Genomic DNA, 15,724 nt, shown 5'->3' with positions numbered 1-15,724 from the left:
TATGAACGTACGGTTGAAACGCGCCAAGGAGCTTGTCGGCTATGCCGTGCAGCTGACAAAGGACGAGGGTCTGTCCACCATGGTCATGCGCGGTGCGGGCTTTGTCAAGCGCCGCTGCTTTGGCAAACGCGCACGCTACCTGCCCGCCAAAAAGGTGCTGGAAGCGCAGCGTGCAGAGATGGCAGGCAAAACGGCGGCAGACTGCGGTCTGCCCACCATCTCGGTGCTGACCCCGCTGTATAATACCCCTGAAAAATACCTGCGGGAGTTTCTGGATTCCTTTGCGGGGCAGACTGCGCCCAACGGGCAGCTCTGCCTTGCCGATGCTTCGGACGCCGCCCACGGGGACGTGGAACGGATCGTAAAGGAATATCAGCAAAAAAATCAACAGATCGTATACAAAAAGATCGAAAATAAGGGCATTGCCGCCAACACCAACGCTGCCGCACAGCTGGCAACAGGGGAATATCTGGCGCTGGCAGACCACGACGACGTTCTGGCACCCCATGCTCTGTATACCATGGGCAAGGCCATCCTGCAGCTGCGGCAGTGCGGAGAACCGGACGGTTTTCTGTACAGCGACGAAGCACTGTTCACCAAGAGCATCCGACGCCCCATGGTGGCGCACTTCAAGCCGGACTACGCCCCGGACTACCTTCTGTGCTGCAACTACATCTGCCATCTGGCGGTGTTTAAAAAGACACTGTGGGAGCAGCTGGGCGGTGAGCGCCCGGAATGCGACGGCAGTCAGGATCATGATCTGTTCCTGCGTCTGCTGGAAAAGACCGGCGGTGCCGCCCATGTGCCGCAGGTGCTCTACTACTGGCGGGTGCACGCGGGGTCTACCTCCGGTGGTGCCGATGCCAAGCCCTATGTGGCGGCAGCGGCTAAAAAGGCGCTGGCAGACCACCTGACCCGCACCGGGCGCACCGGCACGGTGGAGGACGGCTTGTTCCCCAGCACCTACCGGGTGAAGTGGGACATCGTGGGCGAACCGAAGGTAAGCATCCTTATTCCCAACAAGGACCACACCGAGGATCTGGAAAAGTGCCTGCACAGCATCTGGACAAAGACCGAATGGGAGCACTTTGAGGTCATCGTAGTGGAGAACAACTCCACCGACCCCGCCACCTTTGCCTACTATAAAAAGGCGCAGCAGCGCTACGACGGCTTGCGGGTGGTCACCTACCCGAAAAAGGGCTTCAACTTTTCCGGCATCAACAACTTTGGCCGCAAGTACGCCACCGGCGAGTATCTGCTGCTGCTGAACAACGATGTGGAGGTGCGCAGCGGCGACTGGCTCACTGAACTTCTGCGCCAATGCGCCCACCCCGGCGGGGCGGCAGTGTGCGGTGCCATGCTCTGGTACCCGGACGAGACCATCCAGCACGCGGGCGTCATTACCGGGCTGGGGGGCTACGCGGGACACAGCCACAAGTACAAAAAGGCCGGCGGCAGCGGGTATCTGTTCCGCACCGCCACGGTGCAGGACTTTTCTGCCGTTACCGGTGCCTGCCTGCTGGTAAAGACCAGCGTGTGGGACGAGGTAAAGGGGTTGGACGAAGCCTTTGCGGTGGCCTTCAACGATGTGGACTTCTGTCTGCGGGTGCGGGATGCGGGCTATCGCATTGCGTGGACGCCCTACGCCCAGCTGACCCACTACGAGAGCAAGAGCCGCGGCGGGGACGAAAAAGACCCGGTAAAGGCACGGCGCTTTGCCGCCGAGCGGCAGCGCCTGTACGATGTGCACGGCAGGGAAAACATCCTGCACGACCCCTACTACAACCCCAATCTGACCATGGACCGGGAGGATTTTTCCGAAAGTGATGATCTGCGCGGGCTGAAAGAGGGACGCATCACGGTGCAGTGGAGGGAATAACAGCATGAACATCAAGGGTCATTTCGAGACCATCACCCGGCACAAGCTGCTGGTGATGAAATACTGCTTTGAATGCGGGCTGTATGAACAGGGGCTTGCTCACGACCTGAGCAAGTACAGCCCCACCGAGTTCATCCCCGGGTGCATCTACTATCAGGGCGACCACAGCCCCAACGAGGCCGAGCGCGCAGCCAAGGGCTACACCTCGGCGTGGCTGCACCACAAGGGGCGCAACAAGCATCATCTGGAATACTGGATCGATTACAGCACCACCAAGACCGGCCTGACCGGCATGAAGATCCCCCTGCGGTACGTCTGCGAGATGGTGTGCGACCGGGTAGCGGCAAGCCAGATCTATCTGGGCGACAAATACACCGATGCCTCCGCGTGGGAGTACTACCAGCGCAGCAAGGATCACTACCTGATGCACCCGGAGACCCGGGCGCTGCTGGAAAAGCTGCTGCGCATGGTGCGGGACCTCGGGCGGGAGCGCACCTTTGCCTACATCAAATTCCTGCTTGGCTGCGAGACGGATTACTGAGTATTTTTGCGCAAACGCCGCTGACGAAAAGTCGGCGGCGTTTTTGTGTGGTCTGCCGGACAACGCAAAAACACCCCGGCCGGGCGGTTTTACCGCCTGACCGGGGTGTTATTTTTGCAAGAAAAATATTACTGCTCGTTTTCGTAGATCTTGATATAGCGCGGAGCGCTTTTATCCTGCCAGAACAGCAGAATAGCGGTCAGGGCGACAGCCAGTGTGGTGAGGACGGCGAGCAGAGCTTTGAGAACTTTCATGGTTTGGTGCCTCCTTGTGAAGTTCGGGAGCGGAGCGGGGGACGTTCCGCCTGTCATGTTAGGTATAGTATAGCATATTCCCGCAGTAAAGGCAAACGGCAGAGAGGGGAGAACAAAAAGAAAAATACGGTGGTTAGTTAAAACTAATTGGCGAAAACGAATAAGAAAGTTCAGGAAAATTCATCATTTGGGGCGTGATGTCGTTGACTTCCCGCGCCAAAATGATACAATAAGTGTGTTAAGCAGCTGCTGTCCCTGTACCAGTGCGCCTGCATGGGCGAGGGGATGGCAATTCAAGCAGAATGGGGGATTTGAAATCCATGTTGAACAAGCTGAAACGTGCGGCGCTTGGCGCGCATACGCCGCATGACAAGGCAACTGCTGCAAGCAAACCTGTCCCGATGCCTCTGCCCGCGCAGGTACGCATCCTTATGAGCCAGCACATTGGCGCACCCGCCAAGGCACTGGTGAAAAAAGGCGATGAAGTGTTCGTCGGCACCAAGATCGGTGAGGCGGGCGGCTTTGTCTCCGCAAACATCCACTCCAGCGTTTCCGGTACGGTAGCTGCAGTGGAAGCTTTCCGTCTGTCCAATGGCCGTATGTGCGATTCTGTTGTCATCAAGACCGATGGCAAGCAGACCGTAGACCCGGCTGTCAAGGCACCGGAAGTCACCGATAAGGCCAGCTTCCTTGCCGCCGTGCGCGAGTGCGGTCTGGTCGGTCTGGGCGGCGCAGGCTTCCCCACCGATGTGAAGCTGCAGCCCAAGCAGAAGGTGGATACCCTACTGATCAACGCCTCCGAGTGCGAGGTGTGGCTGACCAGCGACACGCAGGAGATGCTGGAGTGCAGCGATGATATCATCCGCGGCATCAAGGCTGTGCTGCAGTATACCGGCATCCCGAAGTGCATCATTGGTATTGAGAACAACAAGCCCGAGTGCATCGACCTGCTGTGCAAAAAGACCAAGGACGACAGCGCTATCGAGGTAAAGCCCCTGCCCAGTGTTTACGGCACCGGCGCAGAGCTGATCCTCATTGAGAAGTGCCTCGGCCGCGAGGTGCCCCACGGCGGTCTGCCCGCCGATGCAGGCGCCATCGTGATGAACGTGACCAGCGTTTCCACGCTGGGCAAGTATCTGGCTACCGGTATGCCGGTGGTCCAGCGTACCATCACCGTGGACGGCGATGCCTGCGCAAAGCCCCAGAACGTTGTTGTGCCCGTGGGCACCGCCTATCAGGACATTCTGGACTATGTGGGCGTGAAGGGCGAGCTGGGCAAGGTGGTTGCCGGCGGTGCCATGATGGGCCCCGCTGTGGAGAACCTTTCCTACCCCACCACTAAGACCACTTCCGGTCTGATCCTGCTGAGCAAGGCAGCTGCACAGCCCGCACAGGTCAACCCCTGCATCCGCTGCGGCCGCTGCGTGGAGTACTGCCCCATGGGTCTGGAGCCCGTGGAGGTCAATCAGGCCTACGCCGCCCGCGATGTGCAGGAGCTGGGCAAGCTGCACGCTGACTACTGCTTCAACTGCGGCAGCTGCTCCTTCGTCTGCCCGGCAAAGCGCCCGGTCACCCAGATGATGAGTCTGGCCAAGGCCTTCTATCTTGGCGAAATCAAAAAAGGAGGCAATAAGTAATGGATACGAAGCTTATTGTTTCGGCTTCCCCGCACGTCCGCAGTGACGAGACCACCCAGAGCCTGATGGCTAACGTGATCGTTGCACTGTGCCCCTGCGTGGTTGCCTCTGCGATCATTTTCGGCGTGCGCGCCCTGCTGGTCACCGCCGTTTCCGTGGTAGCCTGTGTGGCCTTTGAGTGGCTGTACTGCAAGCTGCTGAAGCGTGCAAACCCCATCAGCGACCTGTCCGCTGTGGTCACCGGTATCATTCTGGCCATGAACGTGCCCGTGGGGATGCCCATCGGTCAGCTGATCATCGGCGATCTGGTGGCTATCATCGTTGTCAAGCAGCTGTTCGGCGGCATTGGCATGAACTTTGCAAACCCCGCTCTGGTGGGCCGTATCGTGCTGTTTATCAGCTTTGCCGGCTCCATGAATAAGTGGGTGTTCCCGGATGCAGCGGTGGACCAGCTGTCCAAGGCTACCCCGCTGGCTGTGGCAGATCCTTCCAAGCTGAGCCTGCTGGATCTGTTCATGGGCATCCACGGCGGTGTGCTGGGCGAGACCTGCGCACTGGCTATCGTGCTGGGTCTGATCTATCTGGTGGCTACCAAGACCATCAGCATCGCCATTCCGGCTTCCTACGTTGGCAGCGTGTTCGTGTTCTACCTGATCGCTACCAAGGATCTGCACAGCGCACTGGTTGCCGTGCTGAGCGGCGGCCTGCTGTTCGGCGCTGTGTTCATGGCTACCGACTACGTTACCAGCCCCTTTACCCTGAAGGGCAAGCTGGTGTACGGCGTGTGCCTTGGCATCGTTACCTTTGCCATCCGCTACTGGGGCAGCTACACCGAGGGCGTGTCCTTCGCACTGCTGTTCATGAACCTGTGGGTCCCGTACATCAATGATCTGACCCGTCAGACCCCGTATGGCTATGTGAAGCCTGCAAAGAAAGCGAAGGAGGGTGCTGGCAAATGAGTAAGACTGCAAATTCCAGCTGGGAAACCACCGGTAAGCCGATCGTTGTGCTGACCGTCATCTCTCTGATCGTCAGCCTGCTGCTGGCTCTGGTGAACGGCATGACCGCTCCCGTTATCAAGGAGAACACCCGCCGCACCACCCTGGCTGCTTATGTCAGCGTGATGCCCTCTGTTTCGGACGCAGCTACGCTGGAGGAAGTGACCGACTACACCACCGCCAACGTTACCGGCGTGGTAAAGGCTCCGGACGGCGGCATTGCCATCAAGGCCGAGGAAAAGGGCTTTGACGGCGGCATTCTGACCGTCATCATGGGCTTCGACGCCAACGGCGCCGAGACCGGCATCTGGGTGGATGCTTCTACCCAGACCAAGGGCATCGGCTCCAATGTGTCCACCGATGACTTCCTGGCACAGTTCAACGGCATGGACGGCACCAAGAACATTGTGATGAATCAGGATTTCGATGCGTACAGTGGCGCAACCATTTCGTCCACCGCTCTGTTTGCTGCCATCAATGATTGTATCAACTGCTTCAACGAGCTGGCATAAAAGGAGGTTGGTAAGAAATGGCACAAGAAAATAAGTCCAAGGTAAGCATCCTTACCAACGGCATCATCAAAGAAAACCCTGTTCTGCGTCTGGTTCTGGGCACCTGCTCCATTCTGGCCGTTACCACGGCAGTTTCCAGCGCACTGGGCATGGGCGCCGCCTTCACCTTCGTGCTGGTGTGCTCCAATATCATGATCTCCCTGCTGCGGAAAGTCATCCCCGGCAAGGTGCATCTGCCCTGCTACATCGTCATCATTGCAGGCTTCGTGACCATCGTGCAGATGTTCATGCAGGCCTACATGGAAAGCCTGTACAACGCTCTGGGCGTGTTCCTGCCCCTGATCGTTGTCAACTGTATCATTCTGGGCCGTGCCGAGATGTTCGCCTGCAAGAACAATGTGGTGGATTCCGCACTGGACGGCGTGGGCATGGGCCTCGGCTACACCCTCACCGCTACCCTGATGGCCTCCATCCGTGAGATCCTGGGCAGCGGCACCTGGCTGGGCTTCCAGATCATTCCGGAAAGCGTTGCCAAGGTGTCCATCATGACGCAGGCTCCCGGTGCATTCTTCTGCTTCGGCCTGTTGATGGCCGGCTGTGTGTGGCTGGAAGGCAAGCTGGACGCCCGCATCGAGCGCAAGAGCTGCTGTGATCTTGACAATCTGAAGAAGGAGGCGGAATAAGATGCTCGTCAAACTCGCTGCGATCTTCTTCAGCATGATCCTTGTCAACAACTATGTGCTGGTGAAGTTCTACGGTATCTGCCCGTTCCTGGGCGTTTCCAAAAAGCTGGATTCCGCTGTTGGTATGTCCGGTGCTGTCATCTTTGTTATGTTCATGGCAACGGCCGTTACCTTCCCCATCCAGATCTTCATTCTGGACCCGGCTGGGTTGAGCTACCTGCAGACCATCGTGTTCATTCTGGTCATCGCTGTGCTGGTGCAGTTCATCGAGATCTTCCTCAAGAAGTACATCGTTGCACTGTATAACTCGCTGGGCGTTTATCTGCCCCTGATCACCACCAACTGCTGCGTGCTGGCTGTGACCATTCTGGTCGTGGGCGACTACGGCGCAGATGTGGCTGCACACGGCTTCGGCTACGCCTACATCGAGGCTCTGATCTGTGCTATCGGCGCAGGCTGCGGCTTTATGCTGGCTATGGTTATGTTCAGCGGCGTGCGTAAGCGCGTGGAAGCCTGCGATCCCCCGGCACCCTTCAAGGGCCTGCCCATCACCCTGATCGCAGCTGCAATCACCAGCCTGTCCTTCATGGGCTTCGGCGGCATCGTCGAAAACCTGTTCAATGTTACGCTGTAAGGGAGGAACAGGACTATGAATATTGTATCTGCTGTTATCCTGTGCACCATCGTGGGCGCTGTGGGTGCTATCGTTCTGGTGGCTGCCGCAAAGTTCATGGCGGTGGAGGAAGACCCCCGCATTGAGGAAGTTTCTGCCTGTCTGGCCGGCGCAAACTGCGGCGGCTGCGGCTACGCCGGCTGTGCCGACTACGCCAAGGCGGTTGTTCTGGACGGCGTGCCCTGCGACAAGTGCGCACCCGGCGGCCCCAAGGCTGCTGCTGCCATTGCCAAGATCATGGGCGGCGAAGCAAGCGCCGTAGAGAAGAAGGCTGTTGTGCAGTGTCAGGGCAGCTCCGAGCACTGCAAGCCTGCCTACGACTACAAGGGCATCCAGACCTGTGCTGCTGCGGCAGCTCTGTACGGCGGCCCCAAGACCTGCTCCTTCGCCTGCATCGGTCTGGGCGACTGCACCAAGGTGTGTAAGTTCGACGCCATCCACATCGTGGACGGTGTGGCCAAGGTGGACAAGGACAAGTGCACCGGCTGCGGTGCCTGCGCCAACATCTGCCCCAAGCAGGTGATCATGATCGATGCTGCCGGCCCCCGCAAGCCGGTGGTCATGTGCTCCAACAAGGACAAGGGTGCTGTGGCAAACAAGCTGTGCACCACCTCCTGCATCGCCTGCGGTATGTGCGAGCGCACTTGTAAGTTTGACGCCATCCACGTTGTGGACGGTGTGGCACGCGTTGATTACGACAAGTGCAAGGGCTGCGGTATGTGCGCCCAGAAGTGCCCCAAGCACATCATCCTGTTCCCGCTGAAGGACGACCCCAATCCCCCGAAGCCCGTGGTGAAGCCCGCCGCTCCTGCTGCTGCCCCCGCAGCAAAGCCGGAAGCCAAGGCTGAGGCAAAGCCCGAGACCAAGGCAGAGTAAACTGTAAACCAAAGCCCGCCGTGCAGCAATGCCCGGCGGGCTTTTTGTATAGAAAATGATTGGAAATGCCCTCCGCTTGCGCTCTGGGCATCTTCAGCGGAAAAATCATTTTTAATTTCGCGTTTGTCGCGCTCTGCGGAGCGCTCCAAACGCTTTTTTCACGAGAGGGGCTGTGACGGAAAAATGCATTTTGTCTCTGCGACCCTTCTTGTGAAAATGGCAGAACGGAACGCCCGCAGGCGTTCCGTTCTGTCGAGATATAAAATATTCTTTCCTTAAATTATGCCCAGAGCGCAAGCGGAGGGCATTTTAAATCGTCCGAACCCGGCGGGCTTTTTGCAACTTTTTGTAAGAAAATCCGGTTGCAAAGCCGCGAAAATATGGTTAAATAGAAAAAGGATATTTCCGCAAAGAGAGGAACAACATGGAACAACAGAACACACGCCTGCGCAATGCGGGCTTTGCAACCTTTTTCTTCAGCGGCATCTGCGCTATCAGCGCAGGTGTGGTGGTCAGTCTGCTGCAGGAGCGCTACGGCTTTGCCTACGGTATGACCGGTACGCTGCTCTCCCTGATGAGCGTGGGCAACCTGCTGGCAGGTCTGCTGATGGGGATGCTGCCCAGTGCGCTGGGCATGAAGCGCAGCGTGCTGCTGCTGACCATCGGCTACGCGGTGGGCTACGCCGTCATGGGGCTGACCGGCGCAGTGGCGCTGCTGGCGGTGGCCTTTTTTGTGGTGGGCATCGCCAAGGGCAGCGTGATCAATACCTGCACCATTCTGGTCAGCGACAACTCCGCCGACCGCACCCGGGGCATGAATCTGATGCACAGCTGCTACGCCTGCGGTGCGCTGCTGTGCCCCTTCCTTATCGCGGCAGCAGCCCGGGTAAGCACCGAGCTGGCCGTGTTTCTGCTGGCAGCCATGGGTCTTGTGCTCTGGCTGGTATACGTTTTTACCCCGCTGCACGGCGGTAAGAGCAAAAGCAGCACAGAGAAGGAAGCCATCGACTGGAGCTTTCTACGGTCTGCCCGCTTCTGGCTGCTGACCGGTCTGCTGTTCTTCCAGAATGCCGCCGAGCAGAGCGTCAACGGCTGGATGGTGACCTACTTCAAGGGCAGCGGCATCATTGCGGGTACGCTGGCTGCCTACACCGTCACCGTGATGTGGGGCGCTACGCTGGTGGGACGGCTGCTCATCGCCTTTGTATTCCCCTTTAAAAAGCCCCGCAAGGCCATGGTGGGTATGAGCGTGCTGTGCACTGTGTTCTATGTGCTGCTGGTGATGGCGCACACGCAGGGCGCAGCCATCGCGCTGCTGTTCGCCTTTGCCATCTCGATGTCCGGCCTGAACCCCACTGCCGTGGCCAGTGCGGGCCGCATGACCAGCGTGACTAGCATGGGTATCATGCTGCCGGTGGCTTCCAGCGGCGCCATCCTGATGCCGTGGATCATCGGCATGGTGGCCGAGCGCGCCGGCCTTGCCGCCGGTATGGCGTCCAACATCGTGCCCTGCGTGGGGCTGGTGGTCTTTGCCATTCTGGTGGCAAAGCTGCCGGAGGAATAAACAAAAAGCCCCTCCGCACACTTTGCCGTGCGGAGGGGCTTTCTTTGCGTTATCCCTTGATACCTCTTGCCTTTGCGCTGAACTCGCAGCCGCAGTAGTCCTGCCGGTACAGACCGTACTGCTCCGAAAGCTGCAGGCTGCGCAGATAGCCGTTGTGCTTTTTGAAGTCCGAGGGCAAATGCTTGACCCCGAATTCTGTCTCCAGTTCCTGCCCGATGGCGTTGATGCGTGCAGCGTCCTTGTGGGGGCTGATGGACAGGGTAGTGGTGAACCAGTCAAAGCCGTTGTCCCGGGCGTACTGCGCTGCACGGCGCATCCGCAGCCGGTAGCAGACGGTGCAGCGGCTGCCGCGCTCCGGCTCATTTTCCAGCCCGGCGACAGCGGTGTAGAACTGCTGCGGGTCGTAAGTATCCTCCACCACGGTCACGCCAAGCGGGTGTGCTGCCGCCACGAACTTCTGCAGTTCCTCGCCCCGGCGGTGGTATTCTGCTGCCGGCCATGTGTTGGGGTTGTAGTACAGCACCGTGATCTCAAAATACCGGCACAGCTGCTCCAGCACGGCACTGGAGCAGGGGCCGCAGCAGGCGTGGAGCAAAAGGCGCGGGCGGGCATCGCCAAGACCCGCCAGCACGGCGTCCATCTGCTGGGCATAGTTGCGTTGTGTTGCCATTGGTATCATCCTTTGCTATAATGGTCTTGCCTACATTATAACATATTTTACGATGAAATACAGGAGGTTCCCTTATGACGGAAGAAAAGATCGCCCGCATCAATGCGCTGGCCAAAAAAAGCAAGACCACCGGTCTGACCGAGACCGAAAAGGCTGAACAGCAGGCACTGCGGCAGGAGTATTTGGCCGACATCAAGGCCAGCCTGCGCAGCCAGCTGGAGCGCACGTCCATTCAGGAGCCGGACGGCACCATCCATAAGGTGACCCGCCGCACCGACCTGACCGGGGAACGCAGCTGAAAGCAGGACGATTTAGAGTGCGCTCTGCGTATGCTCAGCAGAAAGATTATTTTGATTTCGGGGTTCGGGAACGCCTGCGGGCATTTCTGGACCCTATTTTCACAGCAGGGGTCGTTGTTGCTGTTCAAGTCCTCTTATCCGCTGTTGCTGTTAAAGAGAAATTGCCGTATAAAACAAAAAAGACAGCTATCAAAAGCTGTCTCTCTTGTGGTGCAGTAAAGCAATCCAAATCCGAACCATTTCCCTCGGATGCAACTTCTGTCGCTTCTCCAAAGGTGACGGTCTGTGTTCCTTCTTTATAGTTGAAGGTTATCAAAACCTTATCATCATACAGGTAAATCGCATTGATGAAGGTATCCACCAGCGCCTGCCGCTGGTCTTTCAGGCTCATATCCAGCTTACGGAACCGCAGCAGCCAGAACCGGATGAACTCCTCCGTGACCTTGGGCTTTGCCAGCTTCTCTTCCGCAATGCGGGTTTCAAGCTCACGCTTGGTTTCTTCCAGCTGCTCCAGCCGCTCCTTGGTGGAGCTGGTCAGAATACCAGCCTGTATCGCGTTCAGCATATTCTGGATACCGGATTCCGCATCCCGAAGCTGTTTCTCATAGAGGGGAATGTTGGTGTTCTCCTTGTTTTGCAGTTCCATCACCTTGGCGATGATAGATTCCATGGCGGCATCGTCTTTGACAAGCTGCATCGTCTGGTTGACCACCAGATCTTCCAGCCACTGTTTACGGACGGTCTTTTTCTTGCAGCCCTTGTGCTTTTTGGCAGTGGCACATTTATAGTAGCGGTGGACTTCACCCGTCCGGCTTGTGCCGCTTTCGCCAAACATCAATGCCCCACAGTAGCCGCAGAACAGCTTGGTGGTGAGCAGGTAGTCATCCTCTGCCTTTCTACGGGCAGGGGCTTTTTTGTTTTTGGCGATTTTCTTCTGCACATCCTCAAACAGTTCCAGTGGAATGATGGGCGGGATAGCATCCGGCACGACCACATCCCGGAATTTCAGTTCTCCGATGTACCGCCGGTTCTTGAGCATATGTTCAACGCTGTTATAAGTAAATGCACCGCCCACCGGGTTCTTGATGCCGTTTTCGTTCAGCCAGTCCCGAATCTCCTTCATAGTGGAGCCTTCATTGTACTTCTTGAACGATTCCAGCACAAAAGGAGAGGTGAGAGGGTCGATGTGGAACTTCCGCTCCGAATCCAGCGTGTAGCCAAAGGTTCCACGACCACCGTTGCAGCGGCCTTTCAGGATGTTCTCGGTCTGTCCACGCACGACCTTCTCGGCAAGGTCAGCGGAATAATACTCGGCATAACCTTCCAGCACCGACTCCAGAATGATGCCTTCCGGCCCCTCGGAGATGATCTCGGTGGCAGACATGAGCTTGACACCGTTCTTCTTCAGCTGGGTCTTGTACCGGGCACTGTCGTAGCGGTTTCGGGCAAAGCGGTCCAGTTTCCAGACCAGCACGATATCAAACAGCTTTTTGTCGCTGTCTTTTATCATCTGCTGAAACTCCGGGCGGTTGTCTGTCTTGGCAGAGATGGCACGGTCAATGTAGTGCTTGACGATGGTGATGCCGTTCTTTTCCGCATAGGCCGTGCACTCCCGGATCTGGCCTTCGATGGATTCTTCACGCTGGTTGTCACTGGAATAGCGGGCGTAGATCACAGCGGTCATGGCAGGCACCTCACTTTACACATCATTGAACGGTGGAGTGTTCTTTTAAAGCAATGTTTCGTATAATGGATATACCACATTTTACAGATGATTGCAAGCTTTTTATACGCTTTTCACGAGATTCAGTAAAAAAAACATGAACTCCTATGAAAGCAAAATATTCACATTCCATGGTTCTATGAAGGTGTCCGGAGCAATTGTGTCATTTTGACACAATTCCTTATTTCTCCATAAACCATAAAAATTCAACTTTTTAATGCAGCAGCTACAACGTTGGATTGCATATCGCAAATATACTATTTGAATATTGCGCTGATTTTTGTCTTGTTACGGTTTCGCAATAAGACCAAAGTGGTGGGTATCACGATGATACCCACCACTTTAGCCAAGTAAATTTTTATTTTTGAATCGTAAAACGGAACGAGGTTCCCTTCTCCACCGCAAAGCAGGCGTCTGCATGGGGCTTTGCGCCCCAGCTGTTGTCGCCGCCCACGCCGCGCTGGAAAGCAGCGCAGCGGACGACCGTCTTATTGTCGTCCCGGGGCAGCTCGTAAAGGTGGCGGGCGTTTTCCAGTTCATGGGGCGTGTAGGGCAGCGCCGAGAAGGTCATGCCGTCCCCTGCAAAGCCGATGCCTATATTCAATCCGCTGCCGGTGAGTGCTGCGCTGTACACGCCGGTACGGCTGCCGCATTCCTGCGGGTAGACCGGGCTGTTCTGGGCAAAATCCTGCCGGACATTGTAGCTCCAAGCGCCCATCTTGCCGCCTGCGGTGCGGTCGGCGGTGGTCTCCCGGGGGCCAAGACCCAGATAGGATACCTTGGTCAGCTCCCGGCGCATCGGGAAGAGCAGCCCGAACTCCGGCAGCTCAGTCTTTTCGCCCTGCCATGTCATGGTGATATCGCAGCGGCCTGCGCCGTCGATGGCAAAATCAATGGGCAGCGTCTGCCCATCTGGTAGGGTGTAGTTTGCGCGGACGATGACGAACTCATCCTTTGCTTCGGCAGTCAGGTTATCGCACCGGGCGTAGAGACCGGCGGTTTTCCAGAAGGCAAATGCAAACGGCTCTGCGCAGCCCTCGTCGTTGTTGGTGGGCGCACGCCAGAAGTTGGGGCGCACGGTATCGTCCAACAGCTGCACACCGTTGTAGCGGATGGACACCAGCCCCTTGCCGCGACCAAAGATGTACTCGAAGCCATCGCCCTTTACGCCGATGTTGCAGTCCATCTCCACCAATTCCGGCGCGGCAACGGTCAGCCGGGCGGCGGCGTAGTTGTGCCATACCTGCCCAAAGGCAGCTTCATAGCCCGTCGGGATGCCGGGCTTTGCAGCCCGCTGCACTGCGGTAACGGTCATGCAGGCAAGCCCTGTCTCCGGCAGAGGGAACGGGAACGCGATGTGCGCAGTCTTGCCGGGTGCGCAGTCTGCCCGCAGCACCGCGCGGCGTTCCGGCTTGCCGTTGACCGAAGATGCAAACACAAGGTCGTAGGCGCTCAGGTCGGTAAAGAGGTTCCGGTTTTCAATCACGACTTCGGTGTCGGTCAGGGTGATTTTCAGCGGTGCGTAGGCCGCCTTGACGGCGTCCATTTTGGGGGTGTTACGGCGGTCGGGCAGCACAAGGCCGTCCACGCAGAATTCCCGGTCGGTGGGGCGGTCGCCAAAGTCGCCGCCGTAGGCAAAGCCGGGCTTTCCGTCCGGGCTTATCACTGCAATGCCGTGGTCCATGTACTCCCAGATAAACCCGCCCTGATACAGCGGCTCTTCGTAGGCATACTCGGTATAATCTGCGATGCCGCCGCAGCTGTTGCCCATAGCGTGGCTGTATTCGCACATGATGAAAGGCTTTTCCGGGTGCTCTGCCAAAAACTTTTTAATGTCTGCCACCGGGGTGTACATCTGGCTTTCCATATCGGAGGTGGCGGGGTATTCCCGGTTCCAGAAAATGCCCTCGTAATGCACAAGGCGGCTGGGGTCGGTGCGGCGGAAATACTCGCTCATCTCCCACAGGGTCTTGCCGCCGTGGCTCTCGTTGCCGCAAGACCAAATGAGGATGGCCGGGTGGTTTTTGTCCCGTTCCAGCATGGCTTCGGCGCGGGCAAGCACATTCTCCCGCCACTCCGGGCGGGCACCGGGCAGCGTCCACTCGTCCGAGCCGTCCGCACCCAGCTTCTGCCATGTGCCGTGGGTCTCCAGATTGGTCTCCCCGATGACATACAGACCGTATTCATCGCAGAGCTGCAGAAAATAGGGGTCGTCCGGGTAGTGGCTAGTGCGCACGGCGTTGACGTTGTGGGCCTTCAGGTTCTTTACATCCCACAGCATCTCTTCCCGGCTGACGGTGCGGCCGGTCCGGCAGCTCCACTCGTGGCGGTTGACACCCTTGAACACGATGCGCTGGCCGTTCAAAAGCATCTGGCGGTCTTTCAGTTCAAATTTGCGCAGACCGACTTTCAACCCGGTGCGCTCCACGAGAGCGCCCTCGCGCAGCAGAGCAATCTCGGCCTCGTACAGGTTCGGCTGCTCGGCGCTCCACAGGGCGGGATGCTCCACCGTAAAAGTGAAGGAAACGTCCTGTACGTCCTCCTCCACATCCGGGTCGGACTCGCCTTTGCCAAACACCACGCCGCTGTCGTATTCGGCAGGCTCCCCCACCTCAGCGGACTGCTCCTCGCCGTCAAACACCACCGACACCGTTCCCGCGCCGCTGACCTTGCAATCAAAGGTGACGGTGGCACTGGAAAAGTCCGGGGCAAAATCCTGCTTCACAAAGACATCCTCGAGGTGAATTTCCGGCTTTGTGAACAGCTCCACGGAGCGGAATAAGCCGCTCATGCGCCAGAAATCCTGATCCTCCAGCCAGCTGCCGGAGGAGAAACGGTACACCTGTACCGTCAGGGTATTTTCGCCGGGGTGGACGGCAGCAGTCATGTCAAATTCAGCGGGAGTGAAGGTATCCTCGGTGTAGCCGATGTAAACGCCGTTGCACCAGACGGCGGCGGCACTGTCGGCACCGTTCAGGCGCAAGTAACAGCTTGCCCAGCTTTCCGGCAGGGTGAAACTGCGCTGGTATTCCCCGATGGGGTTATAGTCCTGCGGAATCTGACCGGGGTGCAGCTTTTCGTGGCCATCCCACGGGTACTGGGTGTTGACATAATGGGGCGCGCCGTAGGGCTGGCCGGGCTTTTGCAGGCTCTGCATCTGGATGAAGCCCGGCACGGTCAGGGTGTCCCAGTCCGTAAAGGGTGCAGTCAGGTTTTCCGCATAGCAGAAGTTCCACTCGCCGTCCAAGCTGACGGTCAGGGGCAGTTCCAGGCTGGTCTGGTCGGTAAAATGGGCATGGAAGGGCAGACGGTTCTGCTGGAAAATTTCCGGGTCGGCCAGAAGCGCCGAGGTAATGGGATGATTTAACGGCATAAATGTCACCTCGCAGCATTTTCTGCTTTTATTATAGCACAG

The 15,724-nt window shown here is 57.7% G+C and carries 14 protein-coding genes; 10 read left to right on the top strand and 4 right to left on the bottom strand.

What is annotated here, in order from left to right; genetic code table 11:
- The first annotated feature begins 1 nt into the window (after position 1).
- Positions 2 to 1,879, top strand: a complete 1,878-nt coding sequence (locus C4N24_RS07240) for a glycosyltransferase family 2 protein (protein ID WP_112090891.1) — start codon at positions 2 to 4, stop codon at positions 1,877 to 1,879.
- Positions 1,880 to 1,883: 4 nt separating this feature from the next.
- Positions 1,884 to 2,420 carry a DUF5662 family protein gene (locus tag C4N24_RS07235; protein ID WP_097782994.1) on the top strand — a complete coding sequence of 179 codons (537 nt, stop codon included), beginning with the start codon at positions 1,884 to 1,886 and terminating at the stop codon, positions 2,418 to 2,420.
- 128 nt (positions 2,421 to 2,548) lie between these two features.
- Here the strand turns inward: C4N24_RS07235 and C4N24_RS15770 are convergent, their stop codons facing one another.
- Positions 2,549 to 2,674, bottom strand: coding sequence for a hypothetical protein (locus C4N24_RS15770; RefSeq protein ID WP_256466526.1), 126 nt, complete (start codon positions 2,672 to 2,674; stop codon positions 2,549 to 2,551).
- A 302-nt stretch (positions 2,675 to 2,976) separates the two neighbouring features.
- On the opposite strand from C4N24_RS15770, the gene rsxC reads away from it, so the two are divergent.
- The 7 genes from rsxC (at position 2,977) to C4N24_RS07200 (ending at position 9,617) form a co-directional block, all read left to right on the top strand.
- Positions 2,977 to 4,311 (top strand): electron transport complex subunit RsxC, encoded by a 1,335-nt coding sequence (rsxC, locus tag C4N24_RS07230; RefSeq protein ID WP_112090890.1) that lies wholly within the window; start codon positions 2,977 to 2,979, stop codon positions 4,309 to 4,311.
- Positions 4,311 to 5,270, top strand: a complete 960-nt coding sequence (locus C4N24_RS07225; RefSeq protein WP_097782996.1) for an RnfABCDGE type electron transport complex subunit D — start codon at positions 4,311 to 4,313, stop codon at positions 5,268 to 5,270. The genes rsxC and C4N24_RS07225 overlap by 1 nt, the downstream gene beginning before the upstream one ends.
- The gene (locus C4N24_RS07220) at positions 5,267 to 5,821 is read left to right on the top strand and encodes an FMN-binding protein (protein ID WP_005923037.1); all 555 of its coding nucleotides are present in this window, start codon (positions 5,267 to 5,269) and stop codon (positions 5,819 to 5,821) included. Before C4N24_RS07225 ends, C4N24_RS07220 begins: the two co-directional genes overlap by 4 nt.
- 17 nt (positions 5,822 to 5,838) lie before the next feature.
- Positions 5,839 to 6,504, top strand: coding sequence for an electron transport complex subunit RsxE (gene rsxE / locus C4N24_RS07215; RefSeq protein ID WP_005923040.1), 666 nt, complete (start codon positions 5,839 to 5,841; stop codon positions 6,502 to 6,504).
- 1 nt (position 6,505) lies between these two features.
- On the top strand, positions 6,506 to 7,138 hold the full coding sequence (locus C4N24_RS07210) for an electron transport complex protein RnfA (protein ID WP_112090889.1): 633 nt from the start codon (positions 6,506 to 6,508) through the stop codon (positions 7,136 to 7,138).
- A 15-nt stretch (positions 7,139 to 7,153) separates the two neighbouring features.
- A complete protein-coding gene (locus C4N24_RS07205; RefSeq protein WP_112090888.1) occupies positions 7,154 to 8,053 on the top strand; it encodes an RnfABCDGE type electron transport complex subunit B in 900 nt (299 codons plus the stop codon).
- Positions 8,054 to 8,477: 424 nt separating this feature from the next.
- Positions 8,478 to 9,617, top strand: a complete 1,140-nt coding sequence (locus C4N24_RS07200; RefSeq protein ID WP_112090887.1) for an MFS transporter — start codon at positions 8,478 to 8,480, stop codon at positions 9,615 to 9,617.
- 49 nt (positions 9,618 to 9,666) lie between these two features.
- Here C4N24_RS07200 and C4N24_RS07195 read toward each other — a convergent pair whose 3' ends face one another.
- Positions 9,667 to 10,296, bottom strand: a complete 630-nt coding sequence (locus C4N24_RS07195; RefSeq protein WP_112090886.1) for an epoxyqueuosine reductase QueH — start codon at positions 10,294 to 10,296, stop codon at positions 9,667 to 9,669.
- 65 nt (positions 10,297 to 10,361) lie between these two features.
- Between C4N24_RS07195 and C4N24_RS07190 the strand changes: the two genes are divergently transcribed.
- Complete coding sequence (locus C4N24_RS07190; RefSeq protein ID WP_112090885.1) at positions 10,362 to 10,586, top strand: DUF896 domain-containing protein; 225 nt, start codon at positions 10,362 to 10,364, stop codon at positions 10,584 to 10,586.
- Positions 10,587 to 10,710: 124 nt separating this feature from the next.
- On the opposite strand, the gene C4N24_RS07185 is transcribed toward C4N24_RS07190, so the two are convergent.
- Both C4N24_RS07185 and C4N24_RS07180 read right to left on the bottom strand, forming a co-directional pair.
- The gene (locus C4N24_RS07185) at positions 10,711 to 12,270 is read right to left on the bottom strand and encodes a recombinase family protein (protein WP_112090884.1); all 1,560 of its coding nucleotides are present in this window, start codon (positions 12,268 to 12,270) and stop codon (positions 10,711 to 10,713) included.
- A 397-nt stretch (positions 12,271 to 12,667) separates the two neighbouring features.
- Positions 12,668 to 15,682: a glycoside hydrolase family 2 TIM barrel-domain containing protein gene (locus C4N24_RS07180; RefSeq protein ID WP_112090990.1), complete on the bottom strand. Its 3,015-nt coding sequence runs from the start codon at positions 15,680 to 15,682 to the stop codon at positions 12,668 to 12,670.
- Between the last annotated feature and the right edge of the window lie 42 nt (positions 15,683 to 15,724).

Source organism: Faecalibacterium prausnitzii (assembly GCF_003287405.1).
Classification (GTDB): domain Bacteria; phylum Bacillota; class Clostridia; order Oscillospirales; family Ruminococcaceae; genus Faecalibacterium; species Faecalibacterium intestinale.
This window is presented reverse-complemented; position numbering and strand designations above follow the sequence as displayed.